The sequence below is a fragment of the Alicycliphilus denitrificans K601 genome (genome assembly GCF_000204645.1).
Classification (GTDB): Bacteria; Pseudomonadota; Gammaproteobacteria; order Burkholderiales; family Burkholderiaceae_C; genus Alicycliphilus; species Alicycliphilus denitrificans.
The window spans coordinates 1,159,526-1,175,885 of record NC_015422.1 but is presented as its reverse complement, the minus strand read 5'-3'; the positions used below and the strand labels follow the sequence as shown (position 1 = coordinate 1,175,885).

General features: G+C 66.1%; 18 protein-coding genes. 2 read left to right on the top strand and 16 right to left on the bottom strand.

The genetic code is table 11. From position 1 onward, the window contains the following. Positions 1-24: 24 nt before the first annotated feature. The 9 genes from ALIDE2_RS05620 to ALIDE2_RS05580 form a co-directional block, all read right to left on the bottom strand. Entirely contained in the window at positions 25-312 is a 288-nt protein-coding gene (locus tag ALIDE2_RS05620; protein WP_013520123.1) for a hypothetical protein, read from the bottom strand. An 87-nt stretch (positions 313-399) separates the two neighbouring features. After that, positions 400-678, bottom strand: a complete 279-nt coding sequence (locus tag ALIDE2_RS05615; protein WP_013520124.1) for a FixH family protein — start codon at positions 676-678, stop codon at positions 400-402. A gap of 59 nt (positions 679-737) precedes the next feature. Beyond that, a complete protein-coding gene (gene ccoG / locus ALIDE2_RS05610; protein ID WP_013520125.1) occupies positions 738-2,180 on the bottom strand; it encodes a cytochrome c oxidase accessory protein CcoG in 1,443 nt (480 codons plus the stop codon). A gap of 84 nt (positions 2,181-2,264) precedes the next feature. Continuing rightward, entirely contained in the window at positions 2,265-3,179 is a 915-nt protein-coding gene (gene ccoP / locus ALIDE2_RS05605) for a cytochrome-c oxidase, cbb3-type subunit III (RefSeq protein WP_013721598.1), read from the bottom strand. A 29-nt stretch (positions 3,180-3,208) separates the two neighbouring features. Next, complete coding sequence (locus ALIDE2_RS05600; RefSeq protein ID WP_013520127.1) at positions 3,209-3,346, bottom strand: cbb3-type cytochrome oxidase subunit 3; 138 nt, start codon at positions 3,344-3,346, stop codon at positions 3,209-3,211. A gap of 20 nt (positions 3,347-3,366) precedes the next feature. Next, a complete protein-coding gene (gene ccoO, locus ALIDE2_RS05595) occupies positions 3,367-3,999 on the bottom strand; it encodes a cytochrome-c oxidase, cbb3-type subunit II (protein WP_013520128.1) in 633 nt (210 codons plus the stop codon). A gap of 19 nt (positions 4,000-4,018) precedes the next feature. Then, on the bottom strand, positions 4,019-5,458 hold the full coding sequence (ccoN, locus tag ALIDE2_RS05590) for a cytochrome-c oxidase, cbb3-type subunit I (RefSeq protein ID WP_013520129.1): 1,440 nt from the start codon (positions 5,456-5,458) through the stop codon (positions 4,019-4,021). 66 nt (positions 5,459-5,524) lie between these two features. Next, positions 5,525-5,662 (bottom strand): cbb3-type cytochrome oxidase assembly protein CcoS, encoded by a 138-nt coding sequence (gene ccoS, locus ALIDE2_RS05585; protein ID WP_013520130.1) that lies wholly within the window; start codon positions 5,660-5,662, stop codon positions 5,525-5,527. Between the two features lie 2 nt (positions 5,663-5,664). Next, the gene (locus tag ALIDE2_RS05580) at positions 5,665-8,001 is read right to left on the bottom strand and encodes a heavy metal translocating P-type ATPase (RefSeq protein ID WP_013721597.1); all 2,337 of its coding nucleotides are present in this window, start codon (positions 7,999-8,001) and stop codon (positions 5,665-5,667) included. Positions 8,002-8,163: 162 nt separating this feature from the next. On the opposite strand from ALIDE2_RS05580, the gene ALIDE2_RS05575 reads away from it, so the two are divergent. Then, on the top strand, positions 8,164-8,607 hold the full coding sequence (locus ALIDE2_RS05575) for a universal stress protein (RefSeq protein WP_013520132.1): 444 nt from the start codon (positions 8,164-8,166) through the stop codon (positions 8,605-8,607). Positions 8,608-8,716: 109 nt separating this feature from the next. On the opposite strand, the gene ALIDE2_RS05570 is transcribed toward ALIDE2_RS05575, so the two are convergent. The 6 genes from ALIDE2_RS05570 to lgt all read right to left on the bottom strand — a co-directional run bounded on the left by ALIDE2_RS05570 (position 8,717) and on the right by lgt (position 15,314). Further along, positions 8,717-10,270 carry a malonate--CoA ligase gene (locus ALIDE2_RS05570; protein ID WP_013721596.1) on the bottom strand — a complete coding sequence of 518 codons (1,554 nt, stop codon included), beginning with the start codon at positions 10,268-10,270 and terminating at the stop codon, positions 8,717-8,719. A gap of 10 nt (positions 10,271-10,280) precedes the next feature. After that, on the bottom strand, positions 10,281-11,102 hold the full coding sequence (locus ALIDE2_RS05565) for an enoyl-CoA hydratase/isomerase family protein (RefSeq protein ID WP_013520134.1): 822 nt from the start codon (positions 11,100-11,102) through the stop codon (positions 10,281-10,283). A 9-nt stretch (positions 11,103-11,111) separates the two neighbouring features. Beyond that, on the bottom strand, positions 11,112-12,134 hold the full coding sequence (locus ALIDE2_RS05560) for a Bug family tripartite tricarboxylate transporter substrate binding protein (protein ID WP_013520135.1): 1,023 nt from the start codon (positions 12,132-12,134) through the stop codon (positions 11,112-11,114). Between the two features lie 63 nt (positions 12,135-12,197). Then, entirely contained in the window at positions 12,198-13,625 is a 1,428-nt protein-coding gene (locus ALIDE2_RS05555; protein ID WP_013520136.1) for a malonyl-CoA decarboxylase, read from the bottom strand. Beyond that, positions 13,622-14,290, bottom strand: a complete 669-nt coding sequence (locus ALIDE2_RS05550) for a GntR family transcriptional regulator (protein ID WP_013520137.1) — start codon at positions 14,288-14,290, stop codon at positions 13,622-13,624. The genes ALIDE2_RS05555 and ALIDE2_RS05550 overlap by 4 nt, the downstream gene beginning before the upstream one ends. Before the next feature lie 208 nt (positions 14,291-14,498). After that, positions 14,499-15,314, bottom strand: coding sequence for a prolipoprotein diacylglyceryl transferase (gene lgt / locus ALIDE2_RS05545; RefSeq protein WP_013520138.1), 816 nt, complete (start codon positions 15,312-15,314; stop codon positions 14,499-14,501). 99 nt (positions 15,315-15,413) lie between these two features. On the opposite strand from lgt, the gene bfr reads away from it, so the two are divergent. Then, positions 15,414-15,881 (top strand): bacterioferritin, encoded by a 468-nt coding sequence (gene bfr, locus ALIDE2_RS05540; protein WP_013520139.1) that lies wholly within the window; start codon positions 15,414-15,416, stop codon positions 15,879-15,881. Positions 15,882-15,883: 2 nt separating this feature from the next. Here the strand turns inward: bfr and ALIDE2_RS05535 are convergent, their stop codons facing one another. Then, positions 15,884-16,312, bottom strand: a complete 429-nt coding sequence (locus tag ALIDE2_RS05535) for a PaaI family thioesterase (protein WP_013721595.1) — start codon at positions 16,310-16,312, stop codon at positions 15,884-15,886. Positions 16,313-16,360: the final 48 nt, after the last annotated feature.

The window sequence follows — 16,360 nt, the reverse complement described above, 5'->3', positions numbered from 1 at the left end:
CCAGGCTGCAGCCCCAGGCCCATGTCAGGGCATGTATTTGGCACAGTCGAGCGGCCTCTCGCCCTCCGGTACCGGACAGCGATTGAGCTCGAAGGGGGAGAGCGACAACATCGTGGTAAGCATGCTCGACGCCATGATGATGGCCCAGAAAACGAAGAACGCTACGGTGTAGACGCCTTGCCTCGAAAGAGTGACGGGCTGGTCGAACCACTGCAACGCCTCGGGGTCCACGAAGGCAAACACGACCATCTCCATGACCCCCGCCATGAGAAAGGCGGGCCAGGCTATCCACATCAACCTCTGCTTCCACATCAAGCTTGTCTCCTTGTCATAGTGACAGCCTAGCACCATGCCCGGCGCAAGCAAAGTGCCATCGTCTCCCTGATTCCCCTTAGGACCTCAGCGCGGCTGGTCCTGCGCGGGCGTGGCGGCGTGGTTACGCCCTTTCATTGCGGGTGTCATGCCAGAGTCCGCATTCTTCAGCGTCTTGTTGATGTCCAGGCCACGTTGGTAGTAGTCCTCCGCCAGCACGGGGTCCGGCCGGGAAAGCGCAAGCCAAAGAGTGACGAAACCGGCAATGACCACGATCACCGGGCCTGCGATGATCAGCCACACATGGCCGTACCTCCACCAGGGCTGCGGCTCGGGGTCTGCATTCATTGGTCCATCTTTCGACATCGTTACGATCTCCGTGCCCCTTCCGGGGCCATGCAAAAACTCGGTACGGATCCGCGCCCTCAGCGCGGGACGAGGAATACGGATTTCTCCGCCACCTGCCCTTTGTTGCCCTGCGCCTGGATATCGAAATACACCGTGTGCGAGCCCGGTGGCGCCGACCCGTAGGGGATTTGCAGGCGCACAGCAACCCAGCGGGAGTCCGCAGGGCCGATATCGACCTCGGACTCGGAAGCCACCTCCAGCCCTGGCAGCCCACGCGCGCTGATGACATAGCGCTGGGCCCCTTCGGTGGCATTCATGATCTGCAGCCGGTAGATGTTCTCCAGCTTGCCCCCAGCCACGATGCGCGAGAGCGCCGCGCGGTCGCGCACCACGTCCACCTTGAGAGGCGTGCGCACCACCAAGCTAGCGAGCATCCCGATGCAAAGCACAATCAGCACGCTGGTATAGAACAGCACGCGCGGACGCAGCACGCGTTTGAGCATCTGCGACTGGGTCCAGTGGTTCTTGACGCCGTTCTGCGTGGAGAAGCGGATCAGCCCCCGCGGGTATTTCATCTTGTCCATCACGGTATCGCATGCATCCACGCACAGGCCGCAGCCGATGCATTCGTACTGCAGGCCATTGCGGATGTCGATGCCCGTAGGGCAGACCTGCACGCACAACGTGCAGTCGATGCAGTCCCCCAGGCCCTTGGCCTTGTAGTCGACGCTCTTGGTGCGCGGTCCGCGGGGCTCGCCTCGCTCGGGGTCGTAGGTGACGATCAGCGTGTCCTTGTCGAACATCGCGCTTTGGAAGCGCGCGTAGGGGCACATGTACTTGCAGACCTGCTCGCGCAGATAGCCTGCATTGCCATAGGTCGCGAAACCATAGAAGAACACCCAGAAGATCTGCCAGGAGCCGTGCAGCACCAGCAGCTCGCCGCCGAGTTCCCGGATCGGCACGAAATAACCCACGAACGTGAAACCGGTCCAGAAGGCCACAGCGACCCAGATCACCTGCTTGAGCGATTTCTTCCAGATCTTCTCGAAGGTCCACGTCCCGTTGTCCAGGCGCATGCGGGCACTGCGATCGCCTTCGATCTTGTGCTCGATCCACATGAATATCTCGGTATAAACCGTCTGCGGACAGGCGAATCCGCACCACAGCCGCCCCGCCACTGCCGTGAACAGGAACAACGACAGCGCCGAGATGATGAGCAGGCCGGTCAAATAGATGAAGTCCTGCGGGTACAGCACTAGGCCGAAGATGTAGAAGCGCCGCGCCCCGAGGTCGAACAGCACCATCTGGCGCTGCCCCCACTCCAGCCAGGGCAGGCCATAGAAGACCAGCTGCGTCAGGAACACCATCGCCCAGCGCCAGCGCGCGAACACACCGCTGATGGAGCGGGGATAGATCTTCTTCTGGGCTTCGTAAAGCGACACCGTCTCAGGCTGCTGGCTCTCCGCTGCAACAGGAGTAATGGGTATCACCTTGCGTGGCCTGTCTTCGGCTGGCTTCATGATGGGATCTCGTGGGGGAAGTACAACTTCCAGAAAACAAAACGGCCGGCACCCTCGGTGAGGGAGCCGGCCGCAGAGCTGGCGTCAGCGAGAAGCGCCGGCCTTGTGGGACAAGCCCCAGACATAAGCCGTCAGCACGTTGATCTGCGCGTCGGTCAGCTTACCTGCCTGTGCCGGCATTTCATTGGTCTTGCCGTTGTTAATCATAGCCGTGATGGCGGCCTCGCCCCAGCCGTGCAGCCAGATGTCATCCGTCAGGTTGGGGGCTCCCAGCGCCGCGTTGCCCTTACCGTCCATGCCGTGGCAGGCAGCGCAGGCCGCAAACTTGGATTTGCCGAGCGAAGCCCTGAGCGAGTCGTGCGGGCTGCCCGACAGACTCAGTACGTAATGCGTCACGTTGCGCACGTCCTCGGGCGATCCGACCGCGGCGGCCATGGGCGGCATCACGCCCACGCGCCCGTCGTGAATGGTCTTGCGGATGTCATCGGGCGCGCCGCCATGGAGCCAGTCGCCATCGGCCAGGCTGGGAAAGCCCTTGCTGCCGCGCGCGTCCGAGCCATGGCATTGCGCGCAGTTGTTCATGAACAGGCGCTCGCCGATGGCCATGGCTGCGGGGTCCTTCGCCATGTCCTCGGTAGTCATGCTGGCAAAACGCGCGTAAAGAGGCTGCAGTTCGGTATTCGCCTTCTCCACCTCTTGCTGGTACTCGCCCAGTTGGGTCCAGCCAAGCTGGCCCTTGAACGTGCCCAGGCCAGGATACGCCACCAAATAACCAAAGCCGAACACGATGGTCAGCACGAACAGCCACATCCACCAGCGTGGCATGGGGTTGTTCATTTCGGTCAGGTCCTCGTCCCAGACGTGGCCCGTGGTGTTGTCCGCCGTCGCCTCGACCTTCTTGCGGGAAGTGATCCAAAGCAGCAGGCCGCAGCCAATGATGCCGATGATGGTGATTCCGGCCACATAGATGGACCAGAAATTGCTGGTGAAATCGCTCATGGGTTATCTCTTTGCTTTTAAGGAGTTCTTCAGTCCTCGGTGAAGGGCAGCTGCGCCGCCTCCTCGAACCGGGTCTTGTTGCGGCGCATGAACGCCCAGAACCAGATGCCCACGAAACACGCCAGCGATGCCAGCGTGACCACAATACGCATGGTGGTGATGTCCATGGCCACTACTCCTCTTGTTGTTACCTGAGCGTGCGGCCCAGTACCTGCAGGTAGGCGACCAGGGCATCCATTTCCGTCTTGCCCTTGACTTGCTCGGCCGCACCGGCGATTTCCTCGTCCGTGTAGGGAACGCCCACGGTGCGCAGCGCCTTCATGTGCGGAGCGGAAACGGCGGGATCGAGCTGGGTCTTTTCCAGCCACGGATAGGCCGGCATGTTCGACTCGGGTACCACGTCGCGCGGATTGTTCAGGTGGATGCGGTGCCATTCGTCGCTGTACTTCCCGCCCACGCGGTGCAGGTCCGGGCCCGTGCGCTTGGAACCCCACTGGAACGGGTGGTCGTAGACGAATTCACCGGCCACCGAATAATGGCCGTAGCGCAGCGTTTCCGCGCGGAAGGGGCGGATCATCTGCGAGTGGCAGTTGTAGCAGCCCTCGCGTACATAGATGTCGCGCCCAGCCAGCTGCAGCGGGGTGTAGGGCTTGAGGCCCTGCACGGCTTCCGTGGTGGACTTCTGGAAGAACAGCGGCACGATTTCCACCAGGCCGCCAATGGCAACCACCAGGAGGATCAGGACGATCATCAGGAAGTTGCTGGTCTCGACCTTCTCGTGGGTGAAGCCGGACGAAGTGTTGTTCTGTGTATTGGACATATATCTGGCTCCTGAACCTTCAAGCGTGCGCGGCCTTCACAGCCGGAATGGCCACCTTGACGGCACGACCAGAAATCGCAGTCATCCATACGTTCCAGGCCATCAGGACCATGCCGGACAGATACAGCAGGCCCCCGAAGAACCGGATGGCATAGAACGGATAGGTGGCCTTGACGCTTTCGACGAAGGTGTAGGTCAGCGTGCCGTCGGTGTTGACGGCGCGCCACATCAGGCCCTGCATCACGCCGGCGATCCACATGGCGGCGATGTAGAGCACGATGCCGATCGTCGCCATCCAGAAGTGCAGTTCGATGGCCTTGATGGAGTGCATCTTGTCCTTGCCGAACAGGCGCGGCACCAAGTAGTACAGCGAACCCATGGTGATCAGGCCGACCCAGCCCAGGGCACCGGAGTGCACGTGGCCCACGGTCCAGTCGGTGTAGTGCGACAGGGCGTTGACGGTCTTGATCGACATCATCGGGCCCTCGAAGGTGGACATGCCATAGAACGACAGCGACACGATCAGGAAGCGCAGGATGGGGTCGTCACGCAGCTTGTGCCAGGCGCCCGACAGGGTCATCATGCCGTTGATCATGCCGCCCCAGCTGGGCGCCAGCAGGATCAGCGAGAACACCATGCCCACGGACTGCGTCCAGTCGGGCAGCGCGGTGTAGTGCAGGTGATGGGGACCGGCCCACATGTAGGTGAAGATCAGCGCCCAGAAGTGCACGATGGACAGGCGGTAGCTGTACACCGGGCGGCCGGCCTGCTTGGGGATGAAGTAGTACATCATGCCCAGAAAGCCCGTGGTCAGGTAGAAGCCCACGGCGTTGTGGCCGTACCACCACTGGACCATGGCGTCCTGCACGCCGGCGTAGGCGGAATAGCTCTTCATCCAGCCCGCGGGAATAGCGGCACTGTTGACGATGTGCAGCAGGGCCACGGCAATGATGAAGGCGCCGAAGAACCAGTTGGCCACGTAGATGTGCTTGACCTTGCGCGTACCCACCGTGCCGAAGAACACGATGGCGTAGCTGACCCAGGTGACGGCGATCAGGATGTCGATCGGCCATTCCAACTCGGCGTATTCCTTGCCCGACGTGTAGCCCAACGGCAGGCTGATGGCGGCGGCCACGATGACGGCCTGCCAGGCCCAGAAGGTGAAGCTGGCCAGCTTAGGCATGAACAGCCGCGCCTGGCTGGTGCGCTGCACTACGTAGTAGCTGGTGGCGAACAGGCCGCAACCGCCGAAGGCGAAGATCACCGCATTGGTGTGCAGCGGGCGCAGGCGCCCGTAACTCAGCCATGGAATGCCGAAATTCAGTTCGGGCCAAGTCAGCTGTGCTGCGATGAACACGCCGACCAGCATGCCCACCACCCCCCAGACCACGGCCATGATCGTGAATTGGCGCACGACGGTATCGTCGTAGTGCGCAACTTTTGTTTGTGATGACTCCATCGGTTACACCTCGTTGATATGCAGAAAAAGTTTCAACCGGACTCGCATTGTGGTTATTGACCAGCGTCAATCATTCCTCAGAATGCGCTCCCCCTCTTGATCGATGTTTTCGAACTGTCCCCGATAGACAGCCCACCACAGGCCGGCCAGCACGAACAGCACGAGCACGACAGACAGCGGAATCAGCAGATACAGAATGTCCATGGTCAGGCCACCTCTACAGGCATGGGCGTGGAATGCGCCGGTTGCGAAATGGCAACGGCATCGCCGCCAGGAATGCGCGCCAGGCGCGCCGCATTCATCACCACCAGCAGCGAACTGAGCGCCATACCCAGGCCTGCCAGCCAGGCCGGCATGTATCCCGCGATGGCCAACGGAACGCCAACGGCGTTGTATCCGGCAGCCCACCACAAGTTCTGGCGCACGATGCGCAAAGTACGCCGTGCCAGCAGCAGGGTCAGGGCCACCGGGGCGAGATTGTCACCTAAAACAACAATGTCAGAACGGGATTGCGCCAACGGCACAGCCTTGCCGAATGCGAACGAGGCATGCGCGCCCGCCAGCACCGGACCGTCGTTCAACCCGTCACCCACCATGGCCACGCAGTGGCCGCCGGCCTGAAGGGCCTGCAGGCGCTGCAGCTTGTCCTGGGGCGTGCAGTCGCCATGCGCCACGTCGATGCCCGCACGGGCGGCCACGCCCTGCACCGCCGCGCTGCGGTCGCCCGAGAGCAGCTGCACATCGATGCCCGCGGAGCGAAGCTGCCGCACCACGGAGGCGGCCTCGGGGCGCAGCGCCTCGCTCAAGGCAAAGCGCGCCAGTTCGGCGACCTGCCCCGCACGCTCGGCCGACAGCACCACCTGCTGCCCTTCCATCGGCGCCACGCGCGCATGGGCGGCCGATCCCAGGCGCAGAATTACCTCCTGCTGCCCCATCTGCCAGGCCCGGGCCTGCAGCCCTGCCCCCGGCAGTTCCTGGACTTCATCCAGGGTCCAGGGCAGGCTCGGCTTCTCCGTTTCCGCCGCCGCGGCGACCAAGGCGCGCGACACGGGGTGGAATGAATGCCGGGCCAGCATGGCCGCCAGGCCCAGGGCCTGCTCCGGAGTCAACCCGGCGCCCGGTGCCACCCGCGTCCCGGACACCGCCATGCGGTCATGCGTGAGCGTACCCGTCTTGTCGAACACCACCGTATCCACGGTGGCCAGCGCCTCCAGCGCCTGCAGGTTGCGCACCAGCACGCCGCCGCGCGCCAGCGTACCCGCGGTGGTGAGCATGGCCACCGGCGTGGCCAGCGACAGCGCACAGGGGCAGGTGACCACCAGGACTGCGACGGCCACCATCAGCGCATGGCTGGGGTCGGTGGGCCACCACCAGACGGCCGCAAGCAGCGCCGCCAGCAGCACCCCCACAAGGAAGGGGCGCGCCACCCGGTCGGCCAACTGGGCCAGGCGGGGCTTCTGCAGCGAAGCGGCTTCCATCAGCGCCACGATCTGTCCGAAGCGCGTCTGCGCACCCAGGGCGTCGACCGCCACTTCCACTGCGGAGCGCAGGTTATGGCTGCCCGCCGTGACCGTGCTGCCCGGCGACTTGCCCACAGGCGTGGATTCGCCTGTCAGCAAGGCCTCGTCGGCCTGCGTGCTGCCGGCAAGGATGCGCCCATCGGCCGGGAAGGCCTCGCCGGGCAGCACCCGCACCACGTCGCCCACCTGCAGCCGCCGCGTGGCCACGCGCACGAAACCGCCCTCCGCGGTGCGGCGCTCGACGCTGTCGGGCAGCCGGTTCATCACGGCCTCGAGCGCGCCGGCCGTGCGGTTGCGCAGGCGCAGCTCCAGCCAGCGGCCGGTGAGCAGGAAGAACACGAACATGGTGAGCGAGTCGTAATACACTTCGCGCCCGAACGGCCCCGTGGGATCGAAGGTGCCGATCATGCTCACCACGAAGGTGATCAGCATGCCCAGCGCCACGGGCAGATCCATGCTCACGCGGCGCTGGCGTATGTCGCGCAGCGCGCTGGAGAAAAACGGCCCGCAGGCGAACAGCACCACGGGCAGGCTGATGACCCACGAGGCCCAGCGCAGCAGCTGCTCCATCTCTGCGGTCAGGTCGCCGGGCATGGCCTGGTAGGCGGGCCATGCGTACATCATGACCTGCATCATGCAGAAGCCCGCCACCAGCCAGCGCCACAGCGCGCGGCGGCTCTCGCGCTGGCGCTGCTCGCGGACGAAGGCGTCCATGGCGGGCATGGCGCGGTAGCCGGCCTTGCGCACCGCCTCCATCCATTGCGAGGGCAGGACCTGCCCCGGGCTCCACACCACGCGTGCGCGGCGCGTGGCGGCGCTCACGTCGGCCTCGGCCACGCCGGGCACCTGGCGCAGCGCATCCTCGATGGTCAGGGCGCAGGCCGCGCAGTGCATGCCTTCGAGCACGACATGGGACTCCCACCGCCCATCCGCCGGCAACTCCCCTTCGGTCGCGGCGCCGCACAGCCGGCCGAAGGCGGACCACTCCTGCGGGTCATCCAGCAGCGCCGTCGCATCGGACATGGCCACGCTCGAAGCAGCCGCCCATGGACCGGCAGAATCATTTGACATAGGTCCAAGATTACCTATTCCGCGCAATGGATTCATTGACCTGAATCAAGATCAAACCCTTGCGCTATCCTATGCTTCCTATCAATCGCAACCAGCCATGAGGAGCAGAACCCTATGTACAAACGCATCCTGATCGCCACCGACGGGTCCCCCCTGTCGGAAACAGCCGTTCAAACCGGCCTGTCACTGGCAGGACTGACGGGCGCATCGGTGATTGCACTCAAGGTGGTACCGCGTTATCCGCGCAGCTATTTCGATGGCGGCCTGCCCGTGGACGCCGCCGAGGTCAAGCGCATCGAAAAGCAGTGGAGCGACGCAGCCCAGGAACTGGTCAACAAGGTCAAGCTGCGCGGCTCGAACGAAGGCGTGAGCGTCAAGGCCGTGGTGGCGAAGTCCGACCTGGTTGCCGAGGCCGTGATCGCGGCCGCCAAGAAGCACAACTGCGACCTGATCGTCATGGCATCGCATGGCCGCAAGGGCCTCAAGCGCCTGCTGCTTGGCAGCGAGACGCAGCACGTGCTGACGCACTCGCACATTCCGGTGCTGGTGCTGCGTTAAGCGTCAATCGATCTGCAACGCTTGCTGGGCGAGCGTCTGCAGCTATCGTTCAAAAGCAAAAAGGCGACCTCGGTCGCCTTTTTGCCTTGATGAGGGAAGCGCCCCCGGTTCAGGCGAACAGGCCCTTGTACTGTTCGCGCAGCAGGTTCTTCTGCACCTTGCCCATGGTGTTGCGCGGCAGTTCGGTGGCGACGAAGCAGCGCTTGGGGATCTTAAAGTTGGCGAGCTGGCTCTTGAGCTGCGCGATGATCGCCTCGCCGTCCAGCGCCACGCCGGGCCTGGGGATCACCACGGCCACACCCACCTCGCCGAAGTCGGGGTGCGGCACACCCACCAGGGCGCTCTCGGCCACGCCGGGCATCTCGTTGATGTAGCCCTCGATCTCGGCCGGGTAGACGTTGTAGCCGCCGCTGATGATCAGGTCCTTGCTGCGGCCTACGATGCTCACGTAGCCTCGCTCGTCCACCTCGCCCACGTCGCCGGTCTTGAACCAGCCGTCGGTGCTGAACTCTTCCTTGGTTTTCTCGGGCATGCGCCAGTAGCCCTTGAACACGTTGGGGCCCCTGACCTGGATGTTGCCGATCTCGCCCACGGGCACCTCCTTGCCCGCGTCGTCCACCACGCGCAGGCCCACGCCGGGCAGCGCAAAGCCCACGGTGCCGCCGCGCCGCTCGCTCTGCCCGCCGTGGCGCGCGTCGGCCGTGCAGGGGTTGGAGGTGAGCATGATGGTCTCGCTCATGCCGTAGCGCTCCAGGATGGTGTGGCCCGTGCGGTCCTGCCATTCCTTGAAGGTCTCGATGAGCAGCGGCGCCGAGCCCGAGATGAACAGGCGCATGTGGCTCACGGCGGCCTTCGTGAGCGCCGGCTCGGCCAGCATGCGCACGTAGAGCGTGGGCACGCCCATGAACACCGTGGCGCGCTGCATGGCGGCGATCGCGGCCTTGGGGTCGAACTTGGCCATCCAGATCATCCTGCTGCCGTTGATCAGCGCGCCGTGGATCGCGACGAACAGCCCGTGCACGTGGAAGATGGGCAGCGCGTGGATGAGCACGTCGCCCGGCTTCCAGCCCCAGTAGTCCTTGAGCACCCGCGCGTTGGACAGCAGGTTGCCGTGCGTGAGCATCGCGCCCTTGCTGCGGCCGGTGGTGCCGCTGGTGTAGAGGATGGCGGCGAGGTCGTCGGCCTTGCGGACGGCGGGCGCGTGCTCGTCGCCGAAGTGCGCGGCGCGCTCGAGCAGCGTGCCCGTGCGGTCATCGCCCAGCGTGAACACGTGCTGCGTGCCCGCGGTGAAGGCGATCCTGGACACCCAGGAGAAGTTGCCCGGCGTGCACACGACCACGGCGGGCTCGGCGTTGCCGACGAAGTATTCGATCTCGGCGCTCTGGTAGGCGGTGTTCAGCGGCAGGAACACGTAGCCCGCGCGCAGCGTGGCCAGGTACAGCAGCATGGCTTCGACCGATTTCTCCACCTGCACGGCGATGCGGCTGCCCTCGGGCAGCTTGAGCGAGGCCAGCAGGTTGGCGATGCGGGCGCTGGCGCGGTCCAGGTCACGCCAGGTGTAGAGCAGCGGCTCGCCGCTGGCCGATGCGGCCTCGACGGCGATCTGGTCCAGGTCGGACGGGAAGGCTGCGCGCAGCGCGCTGAACAGGTTGTCGGATTGCATGGGTGCTGTCTCAGAAGTTGGGAGGTCGTTTGTCGAGGAATGCGGCAATGCCTTCGCGGTGCTCGGCACTCGCCGCGTAGGCATAGGGATCGGGGTTTGCTACCGTATCGATAGCTGTCTGTGCTTGATGCACAGGCGTTTTCGGCATGTCTTGTGCCTTCAATGCGCGCAGGGTCTGCTTGTTGAGCCGCGCCGCGCCCGGCGCGAGCGCGGCGATGCGCCGGGCCGTCCCCAGGGCCTGGGCGCGCAGCAGCGCGGGCTCCACCACGCGGCTCAGGAAGCCGCGCTGCGCCATCTCGGCGGCGCTGAAGGTGGCTGCCTCCAGCAGCATCTGCCGCGCGGTGGTCTCGCCCACGGCGCCGGCCACGAGCCGGGCCTCGCGCGGCGCCATGGGAAAGCCCAGCCGGGCGATGGGCGCGCCGAAGCGCGCACCGGTGGCGGCGATGCGGATGTCGCAGCAGCTCGCGATCTCCACGCCCGCGCCCATGCAGGCGCCGTCAATGCACGCGACGATGGGCACGTCGCAGGCCAGCATCGCCGACAGGCCGCCCCAGACGTCGTTCTCGTGGAAGTCGCGCAGGCTCGCTGGGTCGAAGCGGAACGCCGGGTACTCGGAAATGTCGCCGCCCGCACAGAACGCGCCGTCCTCTCCTTCGATGAGCACGCAGCGCGCATCCGCACTGCGCTGGACGCTCTCGAAAACGGAGCAAAGCTGGCGCCACATGGCGCGCGACATGGCGTTCAGGCGCCCTTCGCTGCGCAGCGCGACGCGCACGATGCCCCGGTCAGGCCCCTCCAGCGCGGCCAGGGCCGCCACCACTTCACCCGCCATGGCGCACCGTCACTCGATCTTGGCGCCCGACGCCTTGACCACCTGCGCCCAGCGCTTGACCTCGCTGCCGATCATCTTGCCGAAGTCCTGCGGGCTCAGGGTGCCGAACTCGGCGCCGTTGCCGGCCCAGATGGCCTTGATCTCGTCGGAGGCGCCGAGCTTGCGGATCTCCTCGACGATGCGCGCCTGCACGTCGGGCGGCGTGCCCTTGGGCGTCCACAGGCCGTACCAGGTGCTGACGTTGTAGTCGGGCAGGCCAACCTCGGCGGCGCAGGGCACGTCGGGGAAGGCCGGGTTGCGCTTGGAGCCCGCGACCATGAGCGCCTTGATGCGCCCTCCCTTGATGTGCCCGGCCGAGGAGCCCAGGCCGTCGAACATCATGTCCACGTTGCCGCCGATCAGGTCCTGCAGCGCCGGGCCCGCGCCGCGGTAGGGGATGTGGGTGATGAAGGTACCGGTCTGGATCTTGAACAGCTCGCCCGCCAGGTGGTGCGAACTGCCCGACCCGGCCGATGCGTAGTTGAACTTGCCGGGACTGCTCTTGACCATGGCCAGGAGCTCCTGGATGGTGTTGGCCTTCACGTTGCGCGGGTTGACCACCACCACCTGCGGCACGCTGGCGAGCAGGGCCAGGGGGACGAAGTCCTTCTCGATGTCGTAGTCGAGCCTGGGGTAGACCGAGGGCGCGATGACGTGGTGCGCGCCGCCCATGAATAGCGTGTAGCCGTCGGGATGCGCCTTGGCCGCGATGCTCGCGCCCACGGTGCCGCCCGCGCCGCCGCGGTTGTCGATCACCAGGGTCTTGCCCGTGCTCTTGGAGAACTGCGCGGCCAGCGGGCGCGCGAAGGCATCGGTGCCGCCGCCCGCAGGGAAGGGCACGATCAGGGTCACGGGCTTGGAAGGCCAGGTGCTGGCACCCTGCGCCCAGGCGCCACCCGCGGCGGCTGCCAGGCCCGCCGCGCCTGCGGCGCGCAGCATGTCGCGCCGCCGCGGCATGTCCGTGAAGCGCTGGGTGTCGTCTCTCTCTTGCATTGCCTTGTCTCCTTGCTGGTTGATCGGTTATGGCAGGGGAAATGTAAGCGCTGGCGCTTCAATTCAATCGCCGCACAGGCTTTCTATGTCGCCCGACACGGGCACCCTGCCCTCCTCGAGCAGCGCGCGGTGCTTGTCGATGCGCTTGAGGTCGTACAGGTAGTTGACCATCATGCCGAAGGACTGCTTCATGCCCTTGGCCGAAGGGTCGGCCGCCCAGTTGAGCCGCTCCACGCGTGCGCCGTTGCCCAGGTGAAAGCGCGCCACGGCGTCCAGGGGCTTGCCGTCCTGCAGCTCGCGGCCCAGGTAGCGCGCCGCGCATTGCTGCAGCAGCTGGCGCACGGGCGACTTCGGGGGCAGCTCCAGCGCCTTGTCGGCTGCGGCCAGCACATGGGCGATCTGCGGCGGCATGAAGCCCACGGCGCGGCCCAGCTCGACCCGCTGCTTTTCGTCGAGCCGCTCGAGCTGCGCCGCGCCCTGCTTGGCCAGCCAGGAGCGGAAGCCCGGAATGGGCGACAGCGTGGCGAAGGTGCGCAGGCGCGGGAACTCCTCGGTCAGCGTCTCCGCGACATGCTTGATGAGCGAGTCGCCGAAGCTCACGCCGCGCAGCCCCGTCTGGGTGCTGCTGATCGAATAGAAGATGGCCGTGGTCGCGCGCTGGATGTCGGCGGCCTCGGCCGACTCGTCCAGCAGCGGCGTGATGCTTTCGGAGATCTCATTGACGAGCGCCACCTCCACGAAGATCAGCGGCTCGTTCGGCAGGCGGGGGTGGAAGAAGCCGTAGCAGCGCCGGTCGCTGTCCAGGCGGTTCTTCAGGTCCGCCCAGCTGCGGATGTCATGCACCGCCTCGTACTTGATGAGCTTCTCGATCAACGAGGCGGGCGAGTCCCACGACAGGCGCCTGAGCTCCAGGAAGGCCACGTCGAACCAGGTGGCGAAAAGCTGCTCGAGCTCCGCCTCCAGCGGCAGCAGCCGCTTGTCGCTCTTGAGCAGCGGCAGCAGCTCGGCGCGCAGGTCCACCAGGAAGCGCATGCCATCGGGGAACACGGCGAAGCGCTGCAGCAGCCGCGTGCGCGGCGACACCAGCGCGCGGCGCAGGTGGGCCTCGGCCTGGGGCGCGTCGGCCGTGCCGGCGGCGGCCTCGTAGCGCTGCTGGGCGGACTTGAAGCGCGTGGCGTCGGGCGCGAACTGCTCGCACATCAGCAGCCACATGTCGCGCCGCTCCGCAGGCTCGGCCCCGGCGTACCAGTCGGCCACGGCCTGGGCGCGGCGGCCGCCCTCGATCTCGCTCACGCGCGGGGCCACCACGTCCTGCAGGTCGGCCAGCATGCGGCGCAGCGCGCGCGGCGACAAGGCCTCGCCGCTCTTGCGCAGGGAGGCCTGCAGGCGTTCGTGGGTGGAGCGCTCGGCGGCGGGCTCCTTCTCCTTCTTGTCGGCGCCGGGCCGCAGGCGGTCGACGCTGCGCGAAATCCAGGTGGTGGCTGCGTTCATGGTGCTATGCGCGAGGGGGAATTGCGTGCCAGCGCGTTCAATGCGTCGCGCTGGGCCATGAGGTGGTTGCGCATCGACGCCTCGGCGGCCGCGGCGTCGCCGCGCTTGAGCGCGTCGAACATCGCCAGATGCTCCGACAGGCTCTGGCGCAGGCGGCCCGGCACGTGCAGCGTCTGGTGCCGCGCCAGGCGCAGGATCCTGCGCAGGCCACCTATCGTCTGGGCGAGCCAGTGGTTGTCGGCCAGGGTGATGAAGGCCTCGTGGATGGCGTAGTTGACCTCGTAGTACTCGGTGATGCGGCCGGCCTCGGCATGCTCGCGCAGGCGCTGGTGCAGCACCTCCAGCGCGGCGATGTCGGCTGCGGCCGCGCGCTCGGTGGCCTCGTAGGCGGCGCGGCCCTCCAGCAGCGCGATCACGGGGAAGATCTTCTGCACGTCGCGCTCGGTGATCTCGGCCACGAAGCAGCCGCGGCGCGGCTCGTGGCGCACCAGCCCCTCGGCCGCCAGCACCTTGAGCGCCTCGCGCAGCGGCGTGCGCGACACGGCCAGGCGCTCGCACAGCGCCGCCTCGTCCAGGAAGGTGCCCGGCGCCAGCTCGCCCGCGAAGATCAGCCCGCGCAGCATCTCGGCGGCCTGGTCGTGCAGTGAGTTGGCAACGGAGCGCATAGCTATGAATCGGAAGGCTATCTATCTATCCATCAACGGCAGGCAAAATGAAGCGAAATAGCGTGATTTCACATAATTTTCTGTAATTATGCAGGAAGAACCCCTGGCGGCGATGGGTGGTTACACCTAGCCCGTATGGATCAAGCCACGGATTTCAAAAAAGCATAGCTGCCAGCGATTGCCCGGCAAGCGCTGGAGGCCGATTTGACTATGAACCGGCGGGCTGCCGCCGGGCCCAGATCCACAGCCCCGCACCGGCCACGATCATCGGCACGCACAGCCACTGCCCCATGCTCATGCCCAGCGACAGCAGGCCCAGGAAGCTGTCGGGCTCGCGGAAATACTCGGCCGTGAAGCGCAGCGCGCCATAGCCCACGAGGAAGGCCGCCGCCACCTCGCCGCGCCTGCGCGGGCGGCGCGCGTACAGCCACAGCAGCGTGAACAGCAGCAGCCCTTCGAGCAGGAACTGGTAGATCTGCGACGGGTGGCGCGGCAGCATGGAGCCGCTTTGCGGGAACACCATGCCCCAGGGAAGATCGGGCGCGCTGAAGCGCCCCCAGAGCTCGCCGTTGATGAAGTTGCCGATGCGCCCCGCCGCCAGCCCCGTGGGCACGCAGGGCGCCACGAAGTCGGCCACCTGCAGCCAGGGCTTGCGCCGCGAATGCGCGAACCACAGCATGGACGCGACCACGCCCAGAAGTCCGCCATGGAAGCTCATGCCGCCCTGCCACACGTAGAGGATCTCCAGCGGGTGGGTCAGGTAGTAGCCCGGCTTGTAGAACAGGCAGTAGCCCAGTCGCCCGCCCACCACCACGCCGAGCACGCCGAGGAACAGGATGTCCTCCACGTCCTTGCGCGTCCACGCCTGCTCACCCGCAAGCGACGCATAGGGCTCGTGCCGCAGGCGGCGTAGCCCCAGGAACATGAACAGCGCGAAACCGGCCAGATAGGTCAGGCCATACCAGTGGACGGCCACGGGCCCGATCTGCAGGGCCACGGGGTCGATATGCGGGTACATCAGCATGGCGCGGATTGTGCCGCAGGCGTACCGCCGCAATATTTGAGTCGGCCATCGATGCGCGCCATACTGTAATGATCGCGACATTCAGAAAAGATCAGCACCATGCAAGGCCACCCCGACGTCATCGACTGCCTCAAGGATCTGCTGCGCGGCGAGTTGGCCGCGCGCGATCAGTACTTCATCCACTCGCGCCAGTACCAGCACCAGGGCTTCGTGCGCCTGTACGAGCGCATGGACCACGAGATGCAGGAAGAAACGCAGCACGCCGACGCCATCCTGCGCCGCATCCTACTGCTGGAGGGCGAGCCCGACATGCGCCCGAACGCCTTCACGCCCGGCGCCACGGTGCCGGAGATGCTGCGCAAGGACCTGGACACCGAGTACGGCGTGCGCACGCACCTGAAGGCCGCCATCGCCCTGTGCGAGACCCACAGCGACTACGTGAGCCGCGACATGCTGCGGGCCCAGCTGCAAGACACCGAGGAAGACCACGCCTATTGGCTGGAGAAGCAGATCGGCCTGATCGACAAGATGGGCCTGCAGAACTACCTGCAGTCGCAGGCCGATTAGGCTCAGGAACCGGCCGGCACGCTGACCATGGTGGCCTGCATCAGCGCCACCACCTTGTAGTCCGGCCCCGCGCCGGCAAACGCGCGCACCTCGCCGCTGCACACGGTGAGCATGCGCCCGGCGCTCTGCACCTTGCCCACGGCGACGAAGCGCTCGCCGATGGCGGGCCGCATGAAGTTGGTCTTGAACTCGGCCGTGACCACCTCGCACCCCGGCGCGGACCTGGTCAGCGCCGCGTAGCCGCAGGCGTTGTCCACGATGCTGGTGACCGCCCCCGCGTGCACGAAGCCCTGCTGCTGCGAGAGGTGCCCGGAGAACGGCATTTCGATGTGCACCTCGCCGTCCTGCACCAGCACCAGGCGCGCGCCCAGCGTGCGCATCAGGCCCTGGGCGTCGAAGCTGGCGGCGATGCGTTCGTGCAGTGGGTTCATGGCGTGGAAAGTCTGCTATGGCAATAGGAGCTGCTGGCGCCCGCCGTC